Here is a 24,107-nt window from a genome sequence, read left to right on the forward strand (position 1 = left end):
TCATCCCGGTCGTTGGATTCATGATGCGGGCCTCGATGGACACCCATTCAACGACATGAACGCCCCCCACGAATCCGTTTCCCGCGCCGCCGCCGCGGCGCTCGCTCTGGCACTGGCCATGGGCACGGCGGCGGCCGCACCCGCGCGCCCCACTTCGACCACCTGGGTCGCGAGCTGGACGGCCAGCCCGCAGCCGGTCTGGGGATCGGATTTCCTGCTTCCCGCCAACGTCCCGGCCGAGCTGCACGACCAGACCGTGCGGCAGCTGGCGCGCATCAGCCTGGGGGGCCCGCGGCTGCGCATCGTGCTCTCCAACGCCTACGGTCGCCAGCCGCTCGCCATCGGCCGGGCCACGGTCGCGCTGCCGCGCGCGGGCGGTGCCGTGGACGCGGCGAGCCTGCATGCGGTGACGTTCGGCGGGCAAGCGGCGGCGACACTCCTGCCCGGCGCATCGCTGGTCAGCGATCCGGTGGCGCTGCCGCTGCCGGCATTGGCGCAGGTGGCCGTGAGCCTCTACCTGCCGGAGGCGACGCCGCTGGAAACCTTCCACTGGGACGGACGCCAGACCGGTTGGATCGTTGCCGGCGACCAGACCGGCGCGGCGGCGTTGCCGGCGACTACCGGCGTCGTATCCACCACGACGGCGCGGCCCTTGCTGGCCGGCATCCAGGTCGAGACCGCGGCCGACCCGCGCGCGGTCGCCGTGATAGGCGACTCCATCACCGATGGCGCCGGCGCCAGCCTGGACCGGAACAGCCGCTGGCCGGACTTCCTGGCCGCGCGCCTGGCTCCGCGCAGCGTGGCGGTCGTCAACGCCGGCATCTCCGGCGCGCGCCTGCTTACCGACGGCATGGGGGCCAACGCGCTGGCGCGGCTGGACCGCGACGTGCTGGCGCAACCAGGCGTGGCGAGCGTGGTGGTGATGCTGGGCATCAACGACATCGCCTGGCCCGGCACCGCCTACGCGCGCGATGCCGCGCCGCCGCCCCTGGCCACGCTGGTCGCCGGCTACCGGCAATTGATCGAGCAGGCCCACGTCCATGGCGTGCGCGTGATCGGCGCCACGCTCACGCCGTTCGCCGGCGCGCTGCCCGGCACGCCGCTGGCCGACTACTACCAGCCGGCCAAGGATACGCTGCGCCAGCAGGTGAACGCCTGGATACGCGACAGCGGCGCGTTCGACGCGGTGGTCGATTTCGACGCGCTGCTGCGCGATCCGGCCGATCCGGCCCGGCTCGACCCGCGCTTCGATTCCGGCGACCACCTGCATCCGGGCGATGCCGGCAACCGCGCCATGGCCGAGGCCCTCGACCTCGATGCGCTCCTGCCCGGCCCCGCGGTCGCCGCGCGCCCCGCTTCCTCCGCAAACTGATCTGCAATCCCCACGAGAACCGTCCGCCATGAGTACCGACAACCCGCTGTTCACCCCCTATCGCCTGGGCTCGCTGCACCTGCCCAACCGCATCGTCATGCCGCCGATGACGCGCTCGCGCGCCGCTGCCGGCAACGTCGCCACGCCGCTGATGGCCGCGTACTACGCCCAGCGCGCCGCGGCCGGCCTGATCGTCAGCGAGGGCACGCAGATCAGCCCGCAGGGCCAGGGCTACGCGTGGACGCCCGGCATCCACAGCCGCGCGCAGGTCGCCGGCTGGCGCGGCGTGACCGACGCGGTGCATGCCGCCGGCGGGCGCATCTTCGCCCAGCTGTGGCACGTGGGCCGCCTGTCGCACGTGTCGCTGCAGCCGGGCGGCGCCGCGCCGGTGTCCTCGTCGGCACTGCTGGCCGAGGGCGTCAAGGTGTTCATCGATCCCGACGGCCGCGGCCCGCAGGCCGGCGCCGGCGAGATGGTCCAGCACTCGATGCCGCGCGCGCTGGCGCTGGAGGAGATCCCCAGCATCGTGCGCGACTACGCCACCGCCGCCGCCAACGCGCTGGAGGCCGGCTTCGACGGCGTCGAGCTGCACGGCGCCAACGGCTACCTGATCAACCAGTTCATCGATTCCCGCGCCAACGCGCGCACCGACGCGTACGGCGGCTCGCTGCCCAACCGCCTGCGCTTCCTGCGCGAGGTGAGCGAGGCGGTGGCCGCCGTCACCGGGCCCGGGCGCCTGGGCGTGCGGCTGGCGCCGCTGACCACGCTCAACGGCGCCGTCGACGACACCCCGCAGGCCACCTACCTGGCGGCGGCCAAGGTGCTCGACGACATCGGCGCGGCCTACATCCACATTGCCGAGGCCGACTGGGAGGACGCCCCGGAGATGCCGGCCGCGTTCAAGGAAGCGCTGCGGCTGATCTACGGCGGCACGCTGATCTACGCCGGCAAGTACACGCTCGAACGTGCCGAGGAGGCGCTGCGCAAGAACTGGGCCGACCTGATCGGCTTCGGCCGCCCGTTCATCGCCAACCCGGACCTGCCCGAGCGCCTGCGCAACGGCTGGGCGCTGAACGTGCCCGACGCCAGCCGCTTCTTCGGCGGCGACGCGGCCGGCTATACCGACTACCCGCCCGCCCCGGCCGGGGGCGCCGCATGAGTGCAGCGCGCGGCACCGCGCCCGGCATCTGGGCGCTGGCGGTCACCGCCTTCGCCATCGGCGTGGCCGAGTTCATCGTGGTCGGCGTGCTGCCGGCCATCGCCGCCGACCTGCACGTGCCGCTGGCGCGTGCCGGCGGCCTCGTCGGGCCGTATGCGCTGGCGCTGGCGATCGGCACGCCGCTGGTGGTGCTGGCGCTGGCGCGGTTGCCGCGCAAGCCGCTGCTGCTGGCGCTGGTGGCCGTGTTCCTGGCCGGCAACCTGCTCTCGGCGCTGTCCACCGGCTACGCCATGCTGCTGGCCGGGCGCATCGTCACCGCGGTGGCGCACGGCAGTTTCTTCGCCATCGGCGCCACGGTCGCGGCGCGGCTGGCGCCGCCCGGGCAGGCCAGCCGCGCCATCGCGCTGATGTTCGCCGGCCTGACCCTGGCGATGGTCATCGGCGTGCCGCTGGGCAGCCTGGTCGGCAACGCCCTGGGCTGGCGGCTGCCGTTCTTCGCGGTGGCGGTGCTGGCCGCGCTGGCGCTGGCGGCCACCGCGCGCTGGGTGCCGTCGATGCCGGCACCGGCGGCCGGGCCGGCGCGCGCGCAGCTGGCGGCGCTGGCCAGCCCGCCGGTGCTGGCGATGATGGCCGTCACCGTGTTCGGCTTCGGCGCCAGCTTCGCCGCCTTCACCTTCGTCACCCCCATCCTCACCGGGATCACCGGCTTCTCGATCCGTACGGCGAGCCTGCTGCTGGTGGTGTTCGGCGCGGCCACGCTGGTCGGCAACCTGGCCGGCGGCCGCTGGGCCGCGCACCTGGGCTGGGCGGTGGCGCTGCGGCGCATGCTGGCGGCGCTGCTGCTCGTGCTCGCGGCGCTGGCCCTGGCAATGGCCAGCCGGCCGGCGATGGTGCCGCTGCTGTTCGCCTGGGGCGTGCTGGCCTTCGGCATCTCGCCGGGCCTGCAGGCCGGCATGCTGGAGACCGCGCAGCGCTGGACGCCGCGCGCGGTGGACTTCGCCTCCGCGCTGAACATCTCGGCCTTCAACCTGGGCATCACCCTGGGCGAGACGCTGGGCAGCGCCCTGGTCGCCCACGAGCGGCTGGTGCTGACGCCCTGGGCCGGGGTGGTGCTGGCATTCGCGGCGCAGGCGCCGCTGCTGTGGCTGGGCCGGCGGCATGCCCGGACCGGCACGGCACCGGCGCCTGGTCCGCAGGGTTGCGGATCGAAATGACCCGGCTGCCGGCGCGGACACCCAATCCGCCTGGTGGGGAGGCGTGGTAAGGACACTTGGTAGGGATGCTGGTAAGGACGCCATCGGGAATGCGGGCGGACCCGGCGCGTCGCGCTCGGCAATCGACCACCGCCGGCCGACCGGCCATGCCGCTGCAGCGTGCCGGGCCGGGTCCGGCGGCCCTCGCCCTGGCCCGGACCGCGACCGGCGATGGGGAACCGGAAGACCCCGGGTGATCGACCGGGTCGTCGCGCCCGGGCGCTGCGCTTGCATCAACAGCCGTCGATTCGCCTGGGCACCGCCCGCCGGTGCCGTATGCCCGGGACACGTCCCGCCGCCACGGCGCGCGCCCAGGCCGGCAGTCCCCCGGAGCGGCTCCGGGTCCGCGCAAATGAGAAGGGCGGCGCCGAAGCGCCGCCCTTCTACCCGATGTCGGCAACCAATGCCCAATATCGGCTGTTCAGTTGGCCGGCACCGGCGCGATCACCTCGGCCGCGCCGACCGGGTTGCGCGGGTCGCTGCCACCGAGCAGCACGCCGCGCGTCTTGTCCCATTCCACCGTCTGCAGGTTGCCCCACACATGGCTGGAACCGCGCCCGCCAGCGGCGGTGTTGCCGGGCATGACCACCTTGTGGCCCATCGCTTCCAGTCCCTTCACCGTGTCCGCGGTGAAGGCATCGGTCTCCGCGTCGATCACGTCCGGCAGCCACTGGTGGTGGTAGCGCGGCAGCGCGGCGACCTGCTGCGCGTCCAGGCCGTCGTCGTAGCCGAGGATGCCCAGCAGCACCATGGTGATGATGCGGCTGCCGCCCGGCGTGCCCAGCACCGCCAGCCGCTCGGGCGATTCCATGAAGGTGGGCGTCATCGAGCTGAGCGGGCGCTTGCCCGGCTTGGGCGCATTGGCCTCGTAGCCCATCACGCCGAAGGCGTTCGGCGTGCCCGGCTTGAGCGCGAAGTCGTCCATCTCGTCGTTGAGCAGCACGCCGGTGCCCTTGGGGATCAGGCCCGAGCCGTACAGCAGGTTGACGGTCTGGGTGGCGGCCACGCGGTTGCCGTCCTGGTCGATGATCGAGAAATGCGTGGTCTCGTCGTCCTCCAGCGGCGTCGGGTTGCCCGACAGCAGGTCGCTCGGGGTGGCCTTGTCCGGGTTGATGGTCGAGCGCAGGCCCAGCGCGTAGTCCTTGCTCAGCAGCACCCGCATCGGGATCCGGGTGAAGTCCGGATCGCCCAGAAAGAAGGTGCGGTCGCGGTAGGCGCGGCGCATGGCCTCCACCACCATGTGGGTGCGGTGCACCGGATCCATGTCCTTGAGGTCGTAGCCTTCCAGGATCTGCAGGATCTCGGCCAGGGCGATGCCGCCGGAGGACGCCGGCGGCGCGGTGGTGATCTTCCACTGCTTGTAGTTGAAGATGATCGGCTCGCGTTCCTTGACCCGGTAGGCCGCCAGTTCCTCCGGCGTCCAGTGCCCGCCGGCCTGCTTCACGCCGGCGATCAGCTTCTTCGCGGTCTCGCCCTTGTAGAAGCCGTCGAAGCCCTTGTCCGCCAGCAGCTCCAGCGTGTGCGCCAGCTCGGGCTGCCTGAAGATGTCGCCCTCGGCGATCGGCTTGCCGCCGCGCAGGTAGACATCGCGCGTGCCGGGATAGCGCTCCATCACCTCGTGGCGCTGCGCGTAGCCCTTGGCCATGCGCGCGTACACGGGGAAGCCCTCGCGCGCGATGCGGATGGCCGGGGCCAGCGACTGCTTCAGCGGCAGCCGGCCGTGCTTGCCGGCCAGTTCGACCAGCACCGCCGGCAGCCCGGGGATACCGGCCGACCACGGACCGTTCTGCGACTTCTCCGGGTCGAGGTTGCCGGCCTTGTCCAGGAACTTGTCCGGCGAGGCCGATTCGGGCGCGTACTCGCGCGCGTCCAGGAACAGGTCCTTACCACTGCCGGCATCGTGCAGCAGGAAGAAGCCGCCGCCGCCCAGGCCCGAGCTGATCGGCTCGACCACGCCCAGCGTGGAGGACACCGCCACGGCCGCGTCGAAGGCGTTGCCGCCCTCGCGCAGGATCTCCAGGCCGGCCTCGGTGGCCAGCTTGTGGCCGCTGGCGATGGCCGCGCCGGGCGGATGCGCCGGCGCCTGGACGCCATCGTCGGCCCAGACGGGCGCCACCACCACGAAGGCCAGCGCCAGCAACGGGCGCCACAGTTTCCGGGTCAGGACTTTCATTCGGCAGGGGACTCCTGTTCGTACAGTTCGGGGTGGTCGTGCTGCAGCCGGCGCAGCTTGGCCAGCAGCTCGGGCTCGCTCTCCGGATGATCCGGGTCGGGGTCGATGCATTCCACCGGGCACACCACCACGCACTGCGCCTCGTCGAAGTGCCCCACGCATTCCGTGCAGCGGGCCGGGTCGATCACGTAGATCGTCTCGCCCATGGAGATCGCATGGTTGGGGCACGCCGGCTCGCAGACGTCGCAGTTGACGCAGAGCTCGTTGATCTTCAGCGACATGGTGGACCGGGGAAAACGTTGGCCTCCATTGTGCTACAGGCCCGCACGGCTGTCGTTGCAGGCATGGAACGCAGGCAGCGCCCGCGGCAACGCAAAGGGGCCGCCCGCGAACGGACGGCCCCCTGCCGCCGGTGGCGCCGCGGCGCCACCGGGTCGATCACTTGGCTTCGACGAACACGTAGTCGGCGCCGGTCGGCTCGATCACCGCCTTCACCCGGTCGTTGTCGGCCGCCTCGCCGATGTAGAGCACGCGCACGCCCTTCATCGAGTTCGGCGCCACGCCCTTGAACGCGGCCTGGATCAGGTCGGCCATCTTCGCCGAGGCCGACGAGCCGAACGCCAGCATGTTGCCCGGCTGCACGCCGCGGCTGATGGAGGTGGTCACGCTCTCGACCTGGCGGTCGTAGCTGGCCTGGAAGTCCGGGTCCGATTCCGGCGGCAGGTAGTACAGGTACGGGTTGTTGGTCACGCTGCCCAGGTTCTGGCCGACCACGGTCTGCAGGTACTGCTTCCAGCCGTTGTTGTCGTCCTTGGCCGGCAGTGCCGGCGCGGCCTGGGCCTGCTCGGCGGCCGGGACCGCGGCCTCCTGCTTCTTGCAGGCCGCCAGGGCCATTGCCGCCATCACCGCGGCCAGGATCAAACGGGTGCTCTTGTTCATGCTGGGACTCCTCCCCTTGGGAACTGTCGATGGACCGGGTCAGGCCCGGGTCTTGGATTCACGTGCCTGGCGCAGGGCTTCCACGACCAGCGACGGCACGAAGCCGGACACGTCGCCGCCCAGCCGGGCGATCTCGCGCACCAGCGAGGACGAAATGAAGCTGTACGGCTCGGCCGGGGTCAGGAACAGCGTCTCGACCTCCGGGATCAGGTGGCGGTTCATGCTCGCCATCTGGAACTCGTACTCGAAATCGGAGACCGCGCGCAGGCCGCGCAGCAGCACGCCGGCATCGTGGGCACGGACGAAATCGGCCAGCAGCGTGTCGAAGCCGTGCACGTCCACGTTGGAATGGCGCGAAAGCGCCTTGCGCGCCAGGTCCACGCGCAGCTCCAGCGGCAGCGTGGGCCCCTTGGACGGGCTGTGCGCCACGCCGATGTAGATCTTCTCGAACAGCGGCGCGGCACGGTTGACCAGGTCGATGTGCCCGTTGGTGATCGGGTCGAAGGTGCCCGGATAGACGGCGATGCGTTTGTTGGCCACGGGGCGTTGTCGGCGGCTGGGGCTGGAATGCGGCGGATTGTAGCAGCGGCGGCCGGCGCTGCAGGGCGGTCCGGGTGCGACCGGACCGCCCTGCCCGGGTCAGCCGGCCTGCATCAGCAGCTCCACGTCGCCGCCGGCGGCGGTGGTGTTGACGCTGACGCTGCGCTCCACGCAGAAACGCGGCAGGTAGTTCGGCCCGCCGGCCTTGGGGCCGGTGCCGGACAGGCCCTCGCCGCCGAACGGCTGCACCCCGACCACCGCGCCGATCATGTTGCGGTTGACGTAGACGTTGCCGACCCGCGCCCGCTCGGCGATGGCCTGGGCGCGGCTGTCGATGCGGGTCTGCACGCCCAGGGTCAGGCCGTAGCCGAGCGCGTTGATGCGCCCGACCAGCGCCTGTACGTCGCCGGACCAGCGCAGCACCTGCAGCACCGGGCCGAAGATCTCCTCGCGCACGTCCTCCAGCGCGCGGATCTCGTAGGCTGCCGGGGCGATGGCGTCGGCGTGCGCGCCTTCGGGCAGCGGCGCGCGGGCGATCAGGGTGGCGCGCCGTTCCAGGTCGCCGACCTGCCGGCGCAGGGGGGCGGCGGCCTCGGCATCGATCACCGGCCCCAGGTCGCTGGACAGGCGCGACGGATCGCCCACCTGCAGCAGGCCGATGGCGCCGGCCAGCATCTTCAGCACGCCGTCGGCGATGTCGTCCTGCAGGCACAGCACGCGCAGCGCCGAGCAGCGCTGGCCGGCGCTGCGGAAGGTGCTCTGCACCACCGCATCGACCACCTGCTCGGGCAGCGCGGTGGAATCGACGATCATCGCGTTCAGACCGCCGGTCTCGGCGATCAGCGGCACGATCGGGCCGTCCTTGGCGGCCAGCGCGCGGGCGATGGCCTTGGCCACCGCGGTCGAACCGGTGAAGGCCACGCCGGCGATGGCCGGATGCGCCACCAGCGCCGCGCCGGTCTCGCCGTCGCCGTACACGCCGGCCAGCGCGTCCTGCGGCACGCCGCATTCGTGCAGCAGCGCGATCATCGCCGCGCCGATGCCCGGGGTCTGCTCGGCCGGCTTGGCCGCCACCGCGTTGCCGGTGACCAGCGCCGCGACCACCTGACCGGTGAAGATCGCCAGCGGGAAGTTCCACGGCGAGATGCAGGCCCACACGCCGCGCCCGCCCAGGGCATAGGTATTGCGCTCGCCGGTGACCCCGGGCAGCAGCTGCGGCGCCATCGCCGCGCGCGCCTGCCCGGCGTAGTAGCGGCAGAAGTCGGCGGCCTCGCGCACCTCGGAAACGGCATCGCCCCAGGTACGGCGGCCTTCGTGGACGATGCGCGCGCACCAGGTGCCCATGTCCTGCTCGAGCCGGTCTGCGGCCCGTTCCAGGATCGCCGCGCGCTCGGCCACCGGACGCGCGTCCCAGGCCCGCTGGCCGGCGGCCAGGCCGGCCACGATCCCGGCGATCGCGTCGGTGCCGGTCGCCGGCGGCTGCGGTACCGGCGAGCGCGCATAGGCCTGCAGCAGCGGCTCGGCCTGCGCCTGGCAGGCCAGGTCCACGCCGGCGGTGTTGCGGCGCGCGCCGAGGATGTCGCACGGCAACGTCACCCCCGGCTCGGCGGCCAGCCACAGCGGCGAGGCCACCAGCTCGCGCGGATCGAGCGCGGTATCGGCCAGCTGGTGCACGAACGAGGAATTGGCGCCGTTCTCCAGCAGGCGGCGGACCAGATAGGCCAGCAGGTCCTTGTGCGGGCCGACCGGCGCGTACACGCGCAGGCCGACGTCCGGGTACTGCGCATGCACCTGGGCATGGATGCCCTCGCCCATGCCGTGCAGGCGCTGCAGTTCGAACGGCACCCCGGCCGCGCGCGCCATCGCCAGCACCGCCGAGATCGTGCCGGCGTTGTGGCCGGCGAATTGCGGATAGATCGCATCGGGCACCGCCAGCATCGCCTTGGCGCAGGCCAGGTAGGACACGTCGGTGTGGTGCTTGTGGGTGAACACCGGGAACGCCGGCATGCCCAGTTCCTGGGCGCGCTTGATCTCGTAGTCCCAGTAGGCGCCCTTGACCAGGCGCACCATGAAGCGCGTGCCCAGCGCCCGCGCGATGCGGGCGACCTCCTCCAGTGTCTGCAGGGTGCGGGTCTGGTAGGCCTGCACCGCCAGGCCGAAGCCCTGCCAGCGCGGATGCTCGGCCACCACCCGCCGGGCCACCGCCTCGAACACGTCCAGCGACAGCTCCAGGCGCTCGCTCTCCTCGGCGTCGATGGTCAGGTTGAGATCGGCGGCGGCGGCCGCGCGGGCCAGCTCCAGCACCCGCGGCACCAGCACCGCCATCACGTGTGCGTGCTGGGCGGCCTCGTAGCGCGCATCGATGGCCGAGAGCTTGATCGAGATGCCGTCGGCCTGCTCCACCGGCACCTGCGGGTCGCGCGCGGCGGCCAGCGCGGCGATCGAGGCGTGGTACTTGCGCATGTAGTCCAGCGCATCGGCCTCGGTGCGCGCGCCCTCGCCCAGCATGTCGTAGGAGAAGCGCAGGCCGGTACGGGCCTTGCGTTGCTTGCGCGCATCGCCCAGCGCCTCCTCCAGGGTCTCGCCCATGACGAACTGCTTGCCCATCAGCTGCACCGCACGCACGGTGGCCGCGACCACCGCCTTGGCGCCGACCTTGGCGAAGAAGCCGGTCTTCTGGCCGTCCTCGCCGAGCATCTTCTTGGACAGGGCGATGGCCTGGGTGGACAGCGTGGCCAGCCACGACTGCGAGGCACCGGAGAAATCGGCGCGCGAGAGCTGGTCGGCGGTCAGCACCATCGCGGTCTCGGCATCGGGCACGCGCAGCAGCGCCTCGGCCAGGCGCATCAGCGCCAGACCCTCGGCGGTGGACAGCGGGAACTCGCGCAGCAGCGCCTCCATCGCGAAGCCGGACGGCTTGGCCGCCCGCACCTGCTCGATCCAGCGCACGCCGTCGGCGCTGGCCGCTTCCCACGCCAGCCCCTCCAGGCGGGCAAGCAGGGATTGGAGGACCTGGGATTCGGGGCGATAGGGATCGGGAAGCCGCATGATTGACCACCACTCGGGGCGATGACGGAAGATGCGCCATCTTGATCCGGCAGACACCGGATATTCGTCGGTAGATGGCCGTATCATCCGCGCATGAGCGCAGCCAATCCCGCCCTGGACCGCACCGACCGAAGAATCCTCGCCCTGCTCCAGCGCGACGGCCGGATCAGCAACGTCAGGCTGGCTGAGGCGGTCCACCTCTCGCCCACCGCCACGCTCGAGCGGGTGCGCCGGCTGACCGAGCAGGGCTACATCCTCGGCTACCGCGCCCGCCTCGACCCGCACAAGCTGGGCGGGGCGATGCTGGTGTTCGTGGAGATCATCCTCGACCGCACCACCGAGAACATCCTGGAGCAGTTCCGCGCCGCGGTACGCGACCAGCCGGAGATCATGGAATGCCACCTGGTGGCCGGCGGCTTCGACTACCTGCTCAAGCTGCGCGTGGCCGACATGGAGGACTACCGCCGGGTGGCCGGCCGCGTGCTGTGGCGCCTGCCCGGCGTGCGCGAGACCCGCACCTACGCGGTGATGGAGGAAGTGAAGAACAGCCCGGACCTGAACCTCGGGGTCTGATCCGCGCCGGACGCGGGCGCGGCCCCGGCGGCGCACGGCTCATCGCGGGCTTGGCGCGGCCGTTCTCCCGCGCTCGGCAAGCGCGCACGTCCGATCCCGGCGTTGTCCCCGCCTGCCCGGCCGGCCGCGGCCCGGCGCTACCCGACCCGATACAGCGTGCAACAGGTCTCGCGGGTGCGCATCCGCCGGTGCTCGGTCCAGCCTGGCGGGATGTCCGCCACGGCCTCGGGCGCCTCGACGTAGACCCAGGCCCGCGGCGCCAGGTGCGGCACCAGCGCCGGCACCCCCTGCGGCAGCAGGCCGGCGGCGAACGGCGGGTCGAGGAAGGCGATGTCGAAGGCCGCCGGCGGGGCGCCGGCCAGCCAGCGCAGGGCATCGTCCTGCACCACGTCCACCTGCCCGCCCGCCTCGAGCCTGGCCACCGCTTCGCGCAGGCGGGCGGCCTGGCCCGGCTCGCGCTCGACCAGCACAGCCGAGGCCGCGCCGCGCGAGACCGACTCCAGTCCCAGTGCGCCGGAGCCGGCGAACAGGTCCAGCACGCGCGCGCCCGGCAGCACCGGCATCAGCCAGTTGAACAGGGTCTCGCGCACCCTTTCGCCGGTCGGGCGCAGGCCGACGACATCGCCGATGGCCAGCCGGGTATTGCGCCAGCGCCCGCCGACGATGCGCACCTGGCCGGCCGCCGGGGCGGGCGGGCTGCGCGATGCGGAAGCGGGAGGACGGAAGCGGGCCATGCACGGGCAACAAGCGCGGAACGGAAGCGGATGATACCCGCCGCGCCGGCGCGGCCACCTTGAAATCCGCGGTTCCACCCATACCCGGGGCAGGTTGGCCGCCCCGCGGCCCTGTTCATGGAGCATGCCCACGATGACCGTCGAAACCCACAAGGAAACCCTCGGCTTCCAGACCGAGGTCAAGCAGCTGCTGCAGCTGATGATCCACTCGCTGTACTCCAACCGCGACATCTTCCTGCGCGAGCTGGTGTCCAACGCCGCCGATGCGACCGACAAGCTGCGCTTCGAGGCGCTGGTCAAGCCCGATCTGCTCGAGGGCGACGGCGAGCTGCGCATCCGCGTGGAGTTCGACAAGGACGCCCACACCGTCAGCATCGACGACAACGGCATCGGCATGAGCCGCGAGGAAGCCATCGCCCACCTCGGCACCATCGCCAAGTCCGGCACCGCCGATTTCCTGTCCCACCTGTCCGGCGACCAGAAGAAGGACTCGCACCTGATCGGCCAGTTCGGCGTGGGTTTCTACAGCGCCTTCATCGTCGCCGACCAGGTGGACGTGTACAGCCGCCGTGCCGGCCTGCCCGCCGCCGAGGGCGTGCACTGGTCGAGCAAGGGCGAAGGCGACTTCGAGGTCGAGACGGTCGACAAGCCCTCGCGCGGCACCCGCATCGTGCTGCACCTGAAGGACGGCGAGCACGACTACGCCGACGGCTGGAAGCTGCGCAACATCATCAAGACCTATTCCGACCACATCTCCGTGCCGATCCAGATGCTGGCCGAGCATCCTGGCGAGGAGGACAAGAAGGACGAGGCCGCCGCGCCGCAGTGGGAGACCGTCAACCGCGCCAGCGCGCTGTGGACCCGGCCCCGCACGGAGATCAGCGACGAGGAATACCGCGAGTTCTACAAGCACATCGCCCACGACTTCACCGACCCGCTGGCGTGGAGCCACAACAAGGTCGAGGGCAAGCTGGAATACACCTCGCTGCTGTACGTGCCGGCGCGCGCGCCGTTCGACCTGTACAACCGCGAGGCGGCCAAGGGCCTGAAGCTGTACGTGCAGCGCGTCTTCATCATGGACCAGGCCGACCAGTTCCTGCCGCTGTACCTGCGCTTCGTGCGCGGCGTGGTGGATTCGGCCGACCTCTCGCTCAACGTCTCGCGCGAGATCCTGCAGTCCGGCCCGGTGATCGAGTCGATGAAGGCGGCGCTGACCCGGCGCTCGCTGGACATGCTGGAGAAGCTGGCCAAGGACGACGCCGACAAGTACGCCACGTTCTGGCGCGAGTTCGGCCAGGTGCTCAAGGAAGGCCCGGCCGAGGACTACGCCAACCGCGAGAAGGTCGCCGGCCTGCTGCGCTTCGCCTCCACCCATGGCAGCGACGGTGCCCAGGACGTGGCCCTGGCCGACTACGTGGCGCGGATGAAGGAAGGCCAGGACAAGATCTACTACCTGACCGGCGAAGGCTACGCCCAGATCAAGGACAGCCCGCACCTGGAGGTGTTCCGCAAGAAGGGCATCGAGGTGCTGCTGCTGACCGACCGCATCGACGAGTGGCTGATGGGCTACCTGACCGAGTTCGACGGCAAGGGCTTCGTCGACGTGGCGCGCGGCGACCTGGACCTGGGCAAGCTCGACAGCGAGGAGGAGAAGAAGGCCCAGGAGGAGACCGCCAAGGCCAAGGAAGGGCTGGCCAGCCGCATCAAGGCCGTGCTCGGCGACGACGTGGCCGAAGTGCGCGTCTCCCACCGCCTGACCGATTCGCCGGCGATCCTGGCCATCGGCCAGGGCGACCTGGGCGTGCAGATGCGCCAGATCCTGGAAGCCAGCGGCCAGAAGCTGCCGGAGGCCAAGCCGGTGTTCGAGTTCAATCCCGACCACCCGTTGATCGCCAAGCTCGACGCCGAACAGGACGGCACGCGCTTCGAGGAACTGACCCGGGTGCTGTTCGACCAGGCCGCCCTCGCCGCCGGCGACAGCCTCAAGGATCCGGCCGGCTACGTGAAGCGGCTCAACAAGCTGCTGCTGGAGCTGGCGGCCTGAGGTCCGGGCCACCGCTCGCGCGGCCGGGCAGGCCGGGACCCTGCCCGGCCGCGCCTGCCCGCGCCAGGCATCCCGTCACCCGGGGGCTCGTGGCCCGGGTGTTAGCATCTTCCACCCCGACCGGTACGCCTCGCGCATGAGCTTCAGCTTCTTCCGCCGCAAGAAACCCGACGCCCCGGCCAAGCCGGGCGCGAGCATCGAGGAGCTGGCCGCCGCCTTCCCCAAGGCCCCCAGCGAGGCGACGGCCGACAATCCCGCCCCCGGGCAGGGCTTCCCCGCGCCACCGGACCAGGCCGTGGCCGCCGAAGCCCCGGCCGCGGCGGGCGCAGCCGGCCAGGCCGCCCCCGGGCAGGGCGAACCATCGCCCCGCGCGCACGACGTCGCGAGTGCCGCCGGCGCGGCGGCCGCTGCGCCGGATGCCCCTCTCCCGCCGGAACCTATCCCGCCGGCGACGGCGCCTGCACCGGCCGTGGCCGCCGCATCCGACGAGCCCGCCGTCGATGCCGGCCGCGAGAAACCGGCCGCACCGGCCGGCAAGCCCGGCTGGCGCGAGCGGTTGCGCAACAGCACCTTCGCCCGCGCCTTCGGCGGCCTGTTCTCGGGCAACCCGCGCCTGGACGACGAGCTGCTCGACGAGATCGAGACCGCGCTGATCACCGCAGACGTCGGCGTCGCCGCCACCACCGCCCTGGTGGACGAGCTGCGCAAGCGCATGAAGGCACGCGAGTTCGCCGACGCCGGTGCGTTGCTGGCTGCGCTGCGCGCGGAACTGGTCGCGATGCTGCGGCCGGTCTCGGTGCCGCTGCGGATCGATCCCGGCGCAAGGCCCTTCGTGGTCCTCACCGTCGGCGTCAACGGCGTCGGCAAGACCACCACCATCGGCAAGCTGGCCAAGCGCTTCAAGGACGAAGGCCACAGCCTGATGCTGGCCGCCGGCGACACCTTCCGCGCCGCCGCCGTGGCCCAGTTGCAGGCCTGGGGCCAGCGCAACGGCGTCGCCGTCATCGCCCAGGGCCAGGACGCCGATCCGGCCTCGGTCGCCTTCGACGCCCTGCAGGCGGCGCGGGCGCGCGGCACCGAGGTGCTGATCGCCGACACCGCCGGCCGCCTGCACACCCAGACCGGCCTGATGAACGAGCTGGGCAAGATCAAGCGGGTGCTGGGCAAGCTCGATCCGTCCGCCCCGCACGAGGTGCTGATGGTGATCGACGGCACCACCGGCCAGAACGCGCTCTCGCAGCTGCGCCAGTTCAATGCGGTGGTCCAGGTCACCGGCCTGGTGGTGACCAAGCTCGACGGCACCGCCAAGGGCGGCGTGGTATTCGCGCTGGCGCGCGAGTTCGGCATCCCGATCCGCTTCGCCGGCATCGGCGAACGCCCGGAGGACCTGCGCGTGTTCGACCCGGAGGCCTTCGTCGACGCCCTGTTGCCCGAAGCGCTGGGCAGCTGACCTCCGCCGTCCCTCTTTTTCCCCGGAAGAGGATCACCGCGACGGGACGACGAGGCGATGCCCCGCACCGTTCCGGCCGCACCGGCATTTCGCCGGCCTCCTCCGTTGCTTCCCTTCGGGCCGCTTCCCCGGCAGGGGCCCACGGTCCCGAAGGGAAGAAGGCCAGACCTCCGCAGCCAGCATGAGCCAGCCATCCGATCCCTTCGCCCCGCGCCTGCTGGCCTGGTTCGAGCGCCACGGCCGCCACGACCTGCCCTGGCAGCATCCGCGCACGCCGTACCGGGTGTGGCTCTCGGAGATCATGCTGCAGCAGACCCAGGTGGCCACGGTTATCCCGTATTTCCAGCGTTTCGTCGCCCGCTTCCCGGACATCGCGGCACTGGCGGCCGCGGCCACCGACGAGGTGATGGCGCACTGGGCCGGGCTGGGGTACTACGCCCGCGCACGCAACCTGCAGGCCGCCGCGCGCGCCTGCGTGGATCGCCACGGCGGCGCGCTGCCGCGCGACCTGGATGCCCTGCTCGCCCTGCCCGGCATCGGCCGCAGTACCGCCGCGGCGATCCTGTCGCAGGCCTGGGGCGAGCGCTTCGCCATCCTCGACGGCAACGTCAAGCGCGTGCTGGCGCGCTGGCATGGCATCGCCGGCTGGCCGGGCCTGCCGGCCGTGGAGAAGACGCTGTGGGCACGCGCCGACGCCCTGCTCGACGGCGTGCCCGAAGGCCGCATGGCCGACTACACCCAGGCGCAGATGGATTTCGGCGCCACCCTGTGCACCCGCGCCAACCCGGCCTGCGTGCTGTGCCCGCTGCAGGCCGATTGCGTCGCCCTGCGCGAGGGCCTGGTCGAGGCCCTGCCCACGCCGAAACCGAGCCGGATCCTGCCCGAGCGCGAGGCCAGCGCCCTGCTGCTGGAGAACGATGCCGGCGAGATCCTGCTGTTGCGCCGCCCGCCTTCGGGCATCTGGGCATCGCTGTGGACCCTGCCGCAGGAAGAGACCGACGCCGGCCTGCGCGCCTGGTTCGCCCGGCACGTGGCCGGCGACTACGAGGCGGCCGAAGCGTTGCCGCTGATCGTGCACACCTTCAGCCACTACCGGCTGCACCTGCAGCCGCTGCGCCTGCGCCGGGTCGCCCTGCGCGACGGCGTGGGCGACAATGACGCCCTGCGCTGGGTCCCGCGCATCGCCCTGGGCGGGTTCGGGCTGCCCGCGCCGATCCGCAAACTGCTCGACGGCCTGTGAGCCGCGCCACCGGAACCGCCATGTCCCGCACCGTCTACTGCCAGTACGAAAAACGCGAAACCGAAGGCCTGGATTTCGTGCCCTATCCCGGTGAGCTCGGCCGGCGCGTGTTCGAACACGTCGGCAAGGCCGGCTGGGCCGCCTGGCTGGCGCACCAGACGATGCTGATCAACGAGAACCGCCTGTCGCCACGCGATCCCGCGCACCGTGCCTTCCTGGAGGAACAGATGCGCAAGTTCCTGTTCGGCGAGGGCGAGGCCGAGCAGCCGGCCGGCTACGTCGCGCCGGCCGACCGCTGACCTGCGGCTCAGCCCGGGTTGGACCCGGACGGTGGCGTCTGCGCCCCAGGCGCCTGCTGGGTACGCTCCTGCTGCTGGACCTGGCGTAGCTCGCGCTCGGAGGCCCGCAACCCCTTCACGTCCAGCGGACGGATCTCCTTGATCCGGCACGGCACGGCCGGCCCGGTGCCCGGCTGGCGCAGTACCCGCACCTCGTCGAAATTGGCGGACACCGTCCCGACCTGGCTGGTCAGGCCGATCGCCGGCGTGAACTGCAGGTCCAGGCAAGGGCCCCACAATTCCAGCAGATAGGCTTCCGAGGGCCTGGTCCACACGGCCAGGGCGCTGTCGCCCAGGTCGGTCCATCCGTTGAGATCGTTGAAGTAGTGGAAATCCTTGACCGGCGCCCCGGCATGGGCGCGGTAGAGATCCAGCTTCTGCGCATCGCTGAGCCGTGGCCCGGTCGCGCAGGCCGCCAATGCCAGCGCCACGGCCGCGCCGGCCAGCCAGTTTCGGGTAGTCATCGCTTCGTTCTCCAGGAGAAAACGCGGGCATCATGCGCGCCCGGATGTATAGGAGGCGTTGGAACGCACCGGCCGGAAAACGGCCGGCGACGATGCAGCTACAGGCCGTTTTCCGGCCGGTGCGACGATGCGGCTGCCGGGCGCGATCTTCCGCCCCGGGAACCGTTGTCGCGCCGCGATCGACCCCTGCACGCCATGCGCATCTGCGTATCCGCCCCGAGGACGCCATCGGCATTCGCTTGCCGGGAACGGCGACCGGGCTGGCCCGACGCCGGAGTTCTCCACGACCGGCCGCAACAGGCCTGCCGCGAGGGGCGAGTTCCGGCAGGCAATGCCCCGTCATGGCCCGCCCCCACCTTCCGATCGCCCCGGAAACGACGAGGGCCCCTTTCGGGGCCCCTTCAATCGTCAATCCCTGCGACCGCCGTCCTGGCCGCCGGGCCCCGGTCCTCCCGGTCCCTGTCCGGGACCTTGCCCGTCACGGTCTCCATGGCGATCGGAATGCCGGTGATCACGTCCGCCGTCACGCGGTGGCGGCAGGCACGCCGTCAACGCGATCGCGGTCGCTGCTGCCAAAAGCACTGTCCTGAACTTCATGGCGTGTCCTCGGTTGGGGATTCGCAGCCAGCATAACTCCGGCGGTCGCCGGATCGCCGGCCTCGCCCCAGCCGGTTCATGGGATCTGCACATGCCGGTACCGAGCCGGCCCCGCGCACGGCCTTCGCACGCTGCCATGCCGGCGCGTGGCTCGGGATCGTCCGGATACCTGCGCAACCGTCCCCGCTACCCGCGGCGACGAATCGCTACTGCCAGGTCATCCCGTGCTGGAACGCCTCGCATGCCGGAGCGGCGGGAAACAAGCGGAACGGGACCAGGACGATCGACGGCGAACGGCCCGTCGACTTCCGATCGCCCCGAAATCCTGCCGCCCGAAAACGGAAAAGGGCCTGCATCGCTGCAAGCCCTTTGCAAGATATGGTGGCCGGGGACGGAATCGAACCGCCGACACGGGGATTTTCAATCCCCTGCTCTACCAACTGAGCTACCCGGCCACTTCGCTTGGAAGCGTTGCTTCGTTGCGAGGACGCGCATCATACCGACGACCCTGAATTTGGGCAAGCATCGGTTATTCGGATTTTTCCTACACGAGGTCAGAACTCGGCCCGATGGGAAACGCACCGGCCGGTGCGCATGCTCCCAGGAGACGCCCTGCCCGGGCACACGCCAAGCAAGAAGCCAGGCCCGCATGGAAAGGTTGCTCATCCACGTCAAGCGCACCGCATCGGGCTGGCAGGTCGACGAGGCCGGCCAGGTGCGCTATTGCTCGTACGTGCGCGAGCAGGCGCTCGAGGCGGCGGACAGCCTGGCGCTTGGGCGGCACTTCAGCACCGGCAACCCGGTGGCCGTGGTGATGGACATGGACGCGCGCGACTCCGTCCTGCTGTTCCAGCACGGCTGACATCCCTCCGCCGTCCGGACGTGCCCTGGTTCATCCGTCTTCTCCGGAGTGCTGGTTTTTCAGCCGGGCGCGTCCCATAGGATGAGTCTGCCTTCTTCGACAAGGTGGCCACTCACCTTCGCGCCGGAAGCCGGCGACAGCCCAGCCGGAAGACAAAACCAACCGGAAGACAAAAAAAGGAACCCCGCTTCACGGCGGGGTTCCTTTTTGCCTTCGTCCGTACCTGCGTCTGCCGGCAGGCGTGCGTCCGCCTCCTAGGCGTTCGCGTTCCTGGCAGCGTCCTGCCAGCATCCTGGACGCGGCCCAGCCCGGCCTCGCAGGCGCCCGCCACCTGGCATCCGCCTGCGGCCGCCGCGTGCCGCACCATCAGCACGTCGCAACGCCTGGCAGGACTTCAATCCCCGGCCTTGAGGCGGTAGTCCAGCGGTGGCGACTGGCGCTGCAGCAGCGGCGTGTAGCGGAACTGCGGACCACGCCGGCGCTCGAACTCCTGCCGTGCCGCGGCGACCGTCTGCGGCGAGCGGTATAGCGCGGTCGCCGCCAGGGCGAGCACGCGCGCCGCGTTGAGCGCGCCCTGCTCGCCGATGGCCATGCCCGATGCGGCCACGGCCTGCCAGCTGTGCGCCGGGGTGCCCGGTACCCAGGTCGCCACGCCGAAGCCGGCGGTGGGCACGTTCCAGCTCACGTCGCCCACGTCGGTGGAGGCCCAGCCCTGGCCGTCCGCCGCGTAGGGCTGGATCTGCATCGCCTGCTCCAGCGGCGGCCGCTGTTCCAGGCTCTGCTGCAGCGTCGTGGCGAACGCCAGGTCGGTGGCGTCGTAGCGCACGCCGCCGACCTGGTGCAGCGCGGCATCGACCACGCGCCCGAGCGTGTCGTTGGGCAGCAGCGAGAACACCCCGCCGGTCTGCTCGAACTCCACCGTGGTGCCGGTCCCCAGCGCCGCCCCTTCGGCGGCCTTGCCCAGGCGGTCGAAAACATCGCGAACCACGGCCGGGTCGGCATTGCGCACGTAGTAATAGGCTTCGGCGCGATCGGGGACCACGTTGGGCGCCTGCCCGCCGTCGGTGATGACGTAGTGGATGCGGGTCCCGTCGGGCACGTGCTCGCGCATCATGTTGGCCATGTAGTCCAGCGCCTCCACGCCGTCGAGCGCGGAACGGCCGCGATCCGGCGCGATGGCCGCGTGCGCGGCGCGCCCGCGGAAGCGGAACTTGCCGCTGATGTTGGCCAGGCTGCGCTGCTGCGCCGCCGAATTGGCGTCGCTCGGATGCCAGTGCAGGACCAGGTCCACGTCGTCGAACAGGCCCGCGCGGGCCATGTAGACCTTGCCCGAGCCGCCCTCCTCGGCCGGCGTGCCATAGACGCGGATCTCCCCGTCGGTGCCGCTCTGGCGCAGCCAGGCGGCGATGGCGCGGGCGGCACCGACCGTGGCCGCGCCGAACAGGTTGTGCCCGCAGGCCTGGCCCGCCTGCTGGCCGGCGATCGGCCTGGGTTCGGGCACGGCCTCCTGGGCCATGCCGGGCAAGGCGTCCATCTCGGCCAGCAGCGCGATCACCGGCCCCTTGCCGCGATGCCCCGCGGTGGCGACGAAGGCGGTCGGAATGCCGGCCACGCCGGCCTGCACCTCGAACCCGGCCTGGGCCAGCGCCTGCTGCAGCAACGCCGAGGACTGGGTCTCCAGGTAGCCCAGCTCGGGCCTGGACCACAGCGCGTGGGCCAGGTGCGCCTGCTGCGCGGCCCAGGCGTCCACGGCCACGAGTACCGCTGGATCGGTCGCGGCATCCGGTCCGGGCGCATCCCCGGCCAGGCTATGCGCGGACGGCAGCGCCAGCAGGCACGCCAGGGCGAGTGCGCGCGCAGCGGCAATGCCGGCCGCGCGCATCAATAGAACTCCACGTTGTCCAGCTCGAACCACAGCTTCTGGCCCGGCCGGCCCGAGGCGTCGAAGAACAGCTGCTGCACGTCGTCGCCGCGCCAGGCCGGCACCGGCCCGTCGGTGCGGCCGTAGGGCGGCTGTCCCTGGAACTGGCCGAACGGCACCTCGACGGTGTTCCAGCCGGCGTTCACCGGCACCGGCGCCTGCCAGCGACGGTTGTCCAGGCCGCGCAGCTGCACCGCCAGGGCCGGCGCATCGCCGCGCACCTGGAAGCGCAGGCCATGGAAGCGGCGCAGGTCCGCGGGCGCCACCGCGCCGCGCGTGAGCGGCAGCAGCACGCCGGCGTGCGCATCCGGGTTCCACGACAGGCGCGCCTGCGTGGACAGCGCGTGGCCGCCGTCGCTGCGTGCGACCACCTCGCTGACCTGCACGGTGCGGTCGGTGCCGCCGTCGGCCTCGTCGGTGGGCAGCGTATCCAGCCCGGTGCGCCCGTCGGCCCGCTCGAAGTCGTCCACGTGCGCGTCCACCGCGACTGGCGGCAACGCCTGCTGCCGGTTGCCGGCCGGCACGGGCGTGCCGGGACCGACGACCTGCCGCCCGGCGACGTACACGCGGCGGATGCGATGGATGTCGGCGATGTCCTGCCAGGGCTGGCCGGCCACCAGGATCAGGTCGGCGCGCTTGCCCGGGGCGATGACGCCGCGATCGTCCAGGCCGGCGGCCCGGGCACTGGCGGACGTGCCGGCCTGCAGGGCCTCGGCCGGGGTCAGCCCGGCGCGCACCAGCAGTTCCAGCTCGTGCTGGGTGGCGATCCCGTGCGGCGTGCCGGGCATGCCCGCGTCCGTGCCGACCGCGATCGGCACGCCGGCGCGGTGCAGCGTGGCGACATTGGCCAGGGCGTTGGCGAAATTGGCCTGGCGCTGGCGCAGTACCGGATCGTCGGCCGGCCTGGCCGGCGCCGTGCCCGGCTTCACCGGCTCGTAGACCGCCAGGGTCGGGGCATAGAAGGTGCCGTGCGCGCGCATCAGCTGCACCAGCTCGTCGTCCACCGGCGCATCGAGCAGGCTGTGGGCGATCACGTCCACGCCGGCGCGCGCGGCGATCTTGCCGCGCGCCAGGGTGACGGTGTGGGTGTACACGCGCAGGCCGTGGATATGGGCCTGCTCCACCAGCGCGGTGAGCGTGGGCGCGTCCATGCTGCTGTTGTCAGGCGCGTTGTTGTAGCGCCAGCCATCGGTGAAGGCCTTGATCAGGTCGGGCTTGTAGGGCGCCACCGCATCCACCGCGGCGCGCGCGGCGGCCGGCGAGTTGACCCAGCGCGTGGTGTTCTCGTCTGCCCAGTCGGCACCGTGGCCGAGCGGCGTGCTGATGCGCGCGGCGAAACGCACGCTCGGTGCGTCGATGGCCGCCAGCCAGTCGCGGCGCGGTGCATAGGCCTCCGGCGCCTGGTGGAAGTCGTTGACCGTGGTCACGCCCTGGGCCAGGTAGGCATTGGCGATCTGCGGCAGGGTGCCGGGCTCGAAATTGGGCGTCCAGTGGGTGTGCAGGTCGAACAGGCCCGGCAGCAGCGCCATGCCGTGCGCGCGCACCACGCGGGTGCCCTTGCCGGCCGGCAGGTGGGGGCCCACGCTGACGATGCGCCCCTCGTCGATCTCGACGTCGGCCACGTACGCCGCGCGTCCGCTGCCGTCGAAGACGGTGGCCCCCTTGATCAGCAACGGCGATGCGATCGCCCAGGCCGGGACCAGCACCGCCAGCAGCAGGCATGCGGTCACGCGACGGCACATGTGGTTCATGGGATCTCCTGAGTCGAAAGACGGGTCAATGCATCGAACGGATGTCGGGCGCCGCCGTTCTCCGCGCCGGCAACGGGCGGTCCGCCGGCGCCTGCGCCGGGTCGCGCAGGCGCACCACGCCGCCGCGCTGCTCCACCACCAGGCCCAGGCTCAGGGCCACCGAGCGGGCGAAACCGACCGGATCGTTGGCCGCGTACAGGCCGACGATGCGCCGGCCACCCACGCGCGGGTCGTCGATGACGATGCGCACGTCGCTGTAGCGCAGGAACTGCGCGGCGGCCACGGACAGCGTATCGCCGCTGAAGGACAGCATGCCTTCGCGCCAGGCCAGCGCCTGGCCCACTTCCTGCCGCGGCACCGGCTCGATGCGGATGCCGCGGCCCTTCTCCGACAGGGCCTTGTGGTTGGCTTCCAGCCGCGCCGGGGCGATGCCGCCGTCCAGGTCGGCCACGTCCACCACGCCCTCGCGGACCAGCACCTCCACCCCGGCCAGGCTGCGCGGGGTCAGGCTCACCGCGAAGCTGGTGCCCACCGCCGTGGTGGTGGTGCCGGCAGCCTGCACCACGAAGGGGCGCGCATGGTTCTTGGCCACGTCGAACAGCGCCTCGCCACGGACCAGCTCGATGTCGCGGCGGTGGCGGCTGTAGCGCACCCGGACCTGGCTGTCCGAATCCAGGGTGACCGCCGAGCCGTCGGCCAGGGTCACGCGCAGCACCTCGCCGCGGCGCGTGGAGTACACATCCACCGACCACAGCGCATGCAGCCCGAACGCGGCCAGCGCCAGCGCCGCGGCCATGCCCAGGCCCCAGGCCAGCCGGCGGCGGCGCACCGGGGCGCTGCCGGCACGCCGGCCACCGGCCAGCGCCCGTGCCCGGCGGGTCCGCTCGAACACCGCGTGGGCCCGCGCGTAGGCGCCGAAATGGCGCGGGTCGCGCGCCAGCCAGGCGTCGCGCTCGGCCACGTCGTCCGCTGCCAGCGTGGCACGGTCCTCGCGCGCCACCCAGGCGGCGGCGATATCCTCGATGTCGCGTTTATCGCTTTCTTGCATGTCGTCCTTCCCCGGGCGCCAAGGCGTCCCGACTGCTCCTGTCCACGTCCGGCGCGTGGCGCATCGCGTCCATCAGCACGCGGATGCCCTTGCCGACGTGCTTTTCCACGGTGTTCTCGCTGATGTGCAGGCGTTCGGCGATCTCGCGCTGCGAGTAGCCGTCCACCCGGCGCATCCAGAACGCCTGCCGGCACTTCTCCGGCAGGTGCCCGATCAGGTCCTGCACCCTGCGCAACTCCTGGTGCGAGGCGGCGTTGCGCTCGGGCGACGGCGCCGCGGAGGGAATCTCCAGGCGCTCGATGTCGCCCACCGCCTCGATGGATACCACCTGCGCGCGACGCAACTGTTGCAGCACCACCGACTGGGCCACGGTGAACAGGTAGGCACGCGGCTGCTGCACGTGGTCCACGCTCTCCATCCCGGCCAGGATCGCGTAGGCCTCCTGCACCACGTCCTCCACGTCCAGCCCGGCCGGCACGCGCCGGCCGAGCCATTGCCGCAATTCCGGCTCGTGCGGCAGCACGGACTCGGCCAGCCATGCGGCGCGGCCGCTGGGCAGCGCCGCGCTCATGCCGTCCTCCCGGTCCGCCGGTCCGTGCGC

At 71.8% G+C, this 24,107-nt stretch carries 20 protein-coding genes and 1 tRNA gene; 9 read left to right on the forward strand and 12 right to left on the reverse strand.

What is annotated here, in order from left to right:
• Window positions 1-55: 55 nt before the first annotated feature.
• Genes BN3794_RS08385 through BN3794_RS08395 form a run of 3 tightly spaced genes read left to right on the forward strand, consistent with a single transcriptional unit; the run spans window position 56 to window position 3,745 of the window.
• A complete protein-coding gene (locus tag BN3794_RS08385) occupies window positions 56-1,372 on the forward strand; it encodes an SGNH/GDSL hydrolase family protein (RefSeq protein ID WP_066095986.1) in 1,317 nt (438 codons plus the stop codon).
• 28 nt (window positions 1,373-1,400) lie between these two features.
• Window positions 1,401-2,531: an alkene reductase gene (locus tag BN3794_RS08390; RefSeq protein ID WP_066095989.1), complete on the forward strand. Its 1,131-nt coding sequence runs from the start codon at window positions 1,401-1,403 to the stop codon at window positions 2,529-2,531.
• Entirely contained in the window at window positions 2,528-3,745 is a 1,218-nt protein-coding gene (locus BN3794_RS08395; protein ID WP_066095992.1) for an MFS transporter, read from the forward strand. Before BN3794_RS08390 ends, BN3794_RS08395 begins: the two co-directional genes overlap by 4 nt.
• A gap of 460 nt (window positions 3,746-4,205) precedes the next feature.
• On the opposite strand, the gene ggt is transcribed toward BN3794_RS08395, so the two are convergent.
• The 5 genes from ggt to BN3794_RS08420 all read right to left on the reverse strand — a co-directional run bounded on the left by ggt (window position 4,206) and on the right by BN3794_RS08420 (window position 10,484).
• Entirely contained in the window at window positions 4,206-5,957 is a 1,752-nt protein-coding gene (gene ggt, locus BN3794_RS08400) for a gamma-glutamyltransferase (protein ID WP_066095995.1), read from the reverse strand.
• Window positions 5,954-6,238, reverse strand: coding sequence for a YfhL family 4Fe-4S dicluster ferredoxin (locus BN3794_RS08405; RefSeq protein ID WP_066096000.1), 285 nt, complete (start codon window positions 6,236-6,238; stop codon window positions 5,954-5,956). The genes ggt and BN3794_RS08405 overlap by 4 nt, the downstream gene beginning before the upstream one ends.
• A gap of 157 nt (window positions 6,239-6,395) precedes the next feature.
• Complete coding sequence (locus BN3794_RS08410) at window positions 6,396-6,896, reverse strand: hypothetical protein (RefSeq protein WP_066096005.1); 501 nt, start codon at window positions 6,894-6,896, stop codon at window positions 6,396-6,398.
• Between the two features lie 39 nt (window positions 6,897-6,935).
• Window positions 6,936-7,436, reverse strand: coding sequence for a pantetheine-phosphate adenylyltransferase (coaD, locus tag BN3794_RS08415; protein WP_066096008.1), 501 nt, complete (start codon window positions 7,434-7,436; stop codon window positions 6,936-6,938).
• A gap of 99 nt (window positions 7,437-7,535) precedes the next feature.
• Entirely contained in the window at window positions 7,536-10,484 is a 2,949-nt protein-coding gene (locus BN3794_RS08420) for an L-glutamate gamma-semialdehyde dehydrogenase (RefSeq protein ID WP_066096010.1), read from the reverse strand.
• Window positions 10,485-10,577: 93 nt separating this feature from the next.
• Between BN3794_RS08420 and BN3794_RS08425 the strand changes: the two genes are divergently transcribed.
• Entirely contained in the window at window positions 10,578-11,057 is a 480-nt protein-coding gene (locus tag BN3794_RS08425; protein WP_066096014.1) for an Lrp/AsnC ligand binding domain-containing protein, read from the forward strand.
• Window positions 11,058-11,194: 137 nt separating this feature from the next.
• Here the strand turns inward: BN3794_RS08425 and rsmD are convergent, their stop codons facing one another.
• Window positions 11,195-11,791, reverse strand: a complete 597-nt coding sequence (gene rsmD / locus BN3794_RS08430) for a 16S rRNA (guanine(966)-N(2))-methyltransferase RsmD (protein ID WP_066096016.1) — start codon at window positions 11,789-11,791, stop codon at window positions 11,195-11,197.
• 133 nt (window positions 11,792-11,924) lie between these two features.
• Between rsmD and htpG the strand changes: the two genes are divergently transcribed.
• The 4 genes from htpG to BN3794_RS08450 all read left to right on the forward strand — a co-directional run bounded on the left by htpG (window position 11,925) and on the right by BN3794_RS08450 (window position 16,824).
• Window positions 11,925-13,835, forward strand: coding sequence for a molecular chaperone HtpG (gene htpG, locus BN3794_RS08435; RefSeq protein ID WP_066096019.1), 1,911 nt, complete (start codon window positions 11,925-11,927; stop codon window positions 13,833-13,835).
• A gap of 136 nt (window positions 13,836-13,971) precedes the next feature.
• Window positions 13,972-15,285, forward strand: coding sequence for a signal recognition particle-docking protein FtsY (gene ftsY / locus BN3794_RS08440; RefSeq protein ID WP_066096022.1), 1,314 nt, complete (start codon window positions 13,972-13,974; stop codon window positions 15,283-15,285).
• A gap of 181 nt (window positions 15,286-15,466) precedes the next feature.
• Window positions 15,467-16,525, forward strand: a complete 1,059-nt coding sequence (gene mutY, locus BN3794_RS08445; RefSeq protein ID WP_066096025.1) for an A/G-specific adenine glycosylase — start codon at window positions 15,467-15,469, stop codon at window positions 16,523-16,525.
• 20 nt (window positions 16,526-16,545) lie between these two features.
• The gene (locus BN3794_RS08450) at window positions 16,546-16,824 is read left to right on the forward strand and encodes an oxidative damage protection protein (protein ID WP_066097174.1); all 279 of its coding nucleotides are present in this window, start codon (window positions 16,546-16,548) and stop codon (window positions 16,822-16,824) included.
• Between the two features lie 8 nt (window positions 16,825-16,832).
• Here the strand turns inward: BN3794_RS08450 and BN3794_RS08455 are convergent, their stop codons facing one another.
• Both BN3794_RS08455 and BN3794_RS08460 read right to left on the reverse strand, forming a co-directional pair.
• Window positions 16,833-17,327 (reverse strand): DUF6491 family protein, encoded by a 495-nt coding sequence (locus BN3794_RS08455; RefSeq protein ID WP_066096028.1) that lies wholly within the window; start codon window positions 17,325-17,327, stop codon window positions 16,833-16,835.
• Window positions 17,328-18,303: 976 nt separating this feature from the next.
• Window positions 18,304-18,379, reverse strand: a tRNA-Phe gene (locus BN3794_RS08460).
• A 194-nt stretch (window positions 18,380-18,573) separates the two neighbouring features.
• Here BN3794_RS08460 and BN3794_RS08465 point away from each other — a divergent pair.
• The gene (locus tag BN3794_RS08465) at window positions 18,574-18,786 is read left to right on the forward strand and encodes a hypothetical protein (RefSeq protein ID WP_147675709.1); all 213 of its coding nucleotides are present in this window, start codon (window positions 18,574-18,576) and stop codon (window positions 18,784-18,786) included.
• Window positions 18,787-19,180: 394 nt separating this feature from the next.
• On the opposite strand, the gene BN3794_RS08470 is transcribed toward BN3794_RS08465, so the two are convergent.
• From BN3794_RS08470 to BN3794_RS08485, 4 genes are read right to left on the reverse strand one after another with little or no spacing between them, the layout of a single operon-like run.
• Window positions 19,181-20,668 (reverse strand): amidohydrolase, encoded by a 1,488-nt coding sequence (locus BN3794_RS08470; RefSeq protein ID WP_066096034.1) that lies wholly within the window; start codon window positions 20,666-20,668, stop codon window positions 19,181-19,183.
• On the reverse strand, window positions 20,668-22,458 hold the full coding sequence (locus BN3794_RS08475) for an amidohydrolase family protein (protein WP_236493200.1): 1,791 nt from the start codon (window positions 22,456-22,458) through the stop codon (window positions 20,668-20,670). The genes BN3794_RS08470 and BN3794_RS08475 overlap by 1 nt, the downstream gene beginning before the upstream one ends.
• A 25-nt stretch (window positions 22,459-22,483) precedes the next feature.
• Entirely contained in the window at window positions 22,484-23,506 is a 1,023-nt protein-coding gene (locus BN3794_RS08480; protein WP_078059655.1) for a FecR family protein, read from the reverse strand.
• Entirely contained in the window at window positions 23,490-24,077 is a 588-nt protein-coding gene (locus tag BN3794_RS08485; RefSeq protein WP_066096037.1) for an RNA polymerase sigma factor, read from the reverse strand. The genes BN3794_RS08480 and BN3794_RS08485 overlap by 17 nt, the downstream gene beginning before the upstream one ends.
• Window positions 24,078-24,107: the final 30 nt, after the last annotated feature.

Origin of the sequence: Xanthomonas massiliensis (assembly GCF_900018785.1) — a bacterium.
Taxonomy (GTDB): Bacteria; Pseudomonadota; Gammaproteobacteria; order Xanthomonadales; family Xanthomonadaceae; genus Xanthomonas_B; species Xanthomonas_B massiliensis.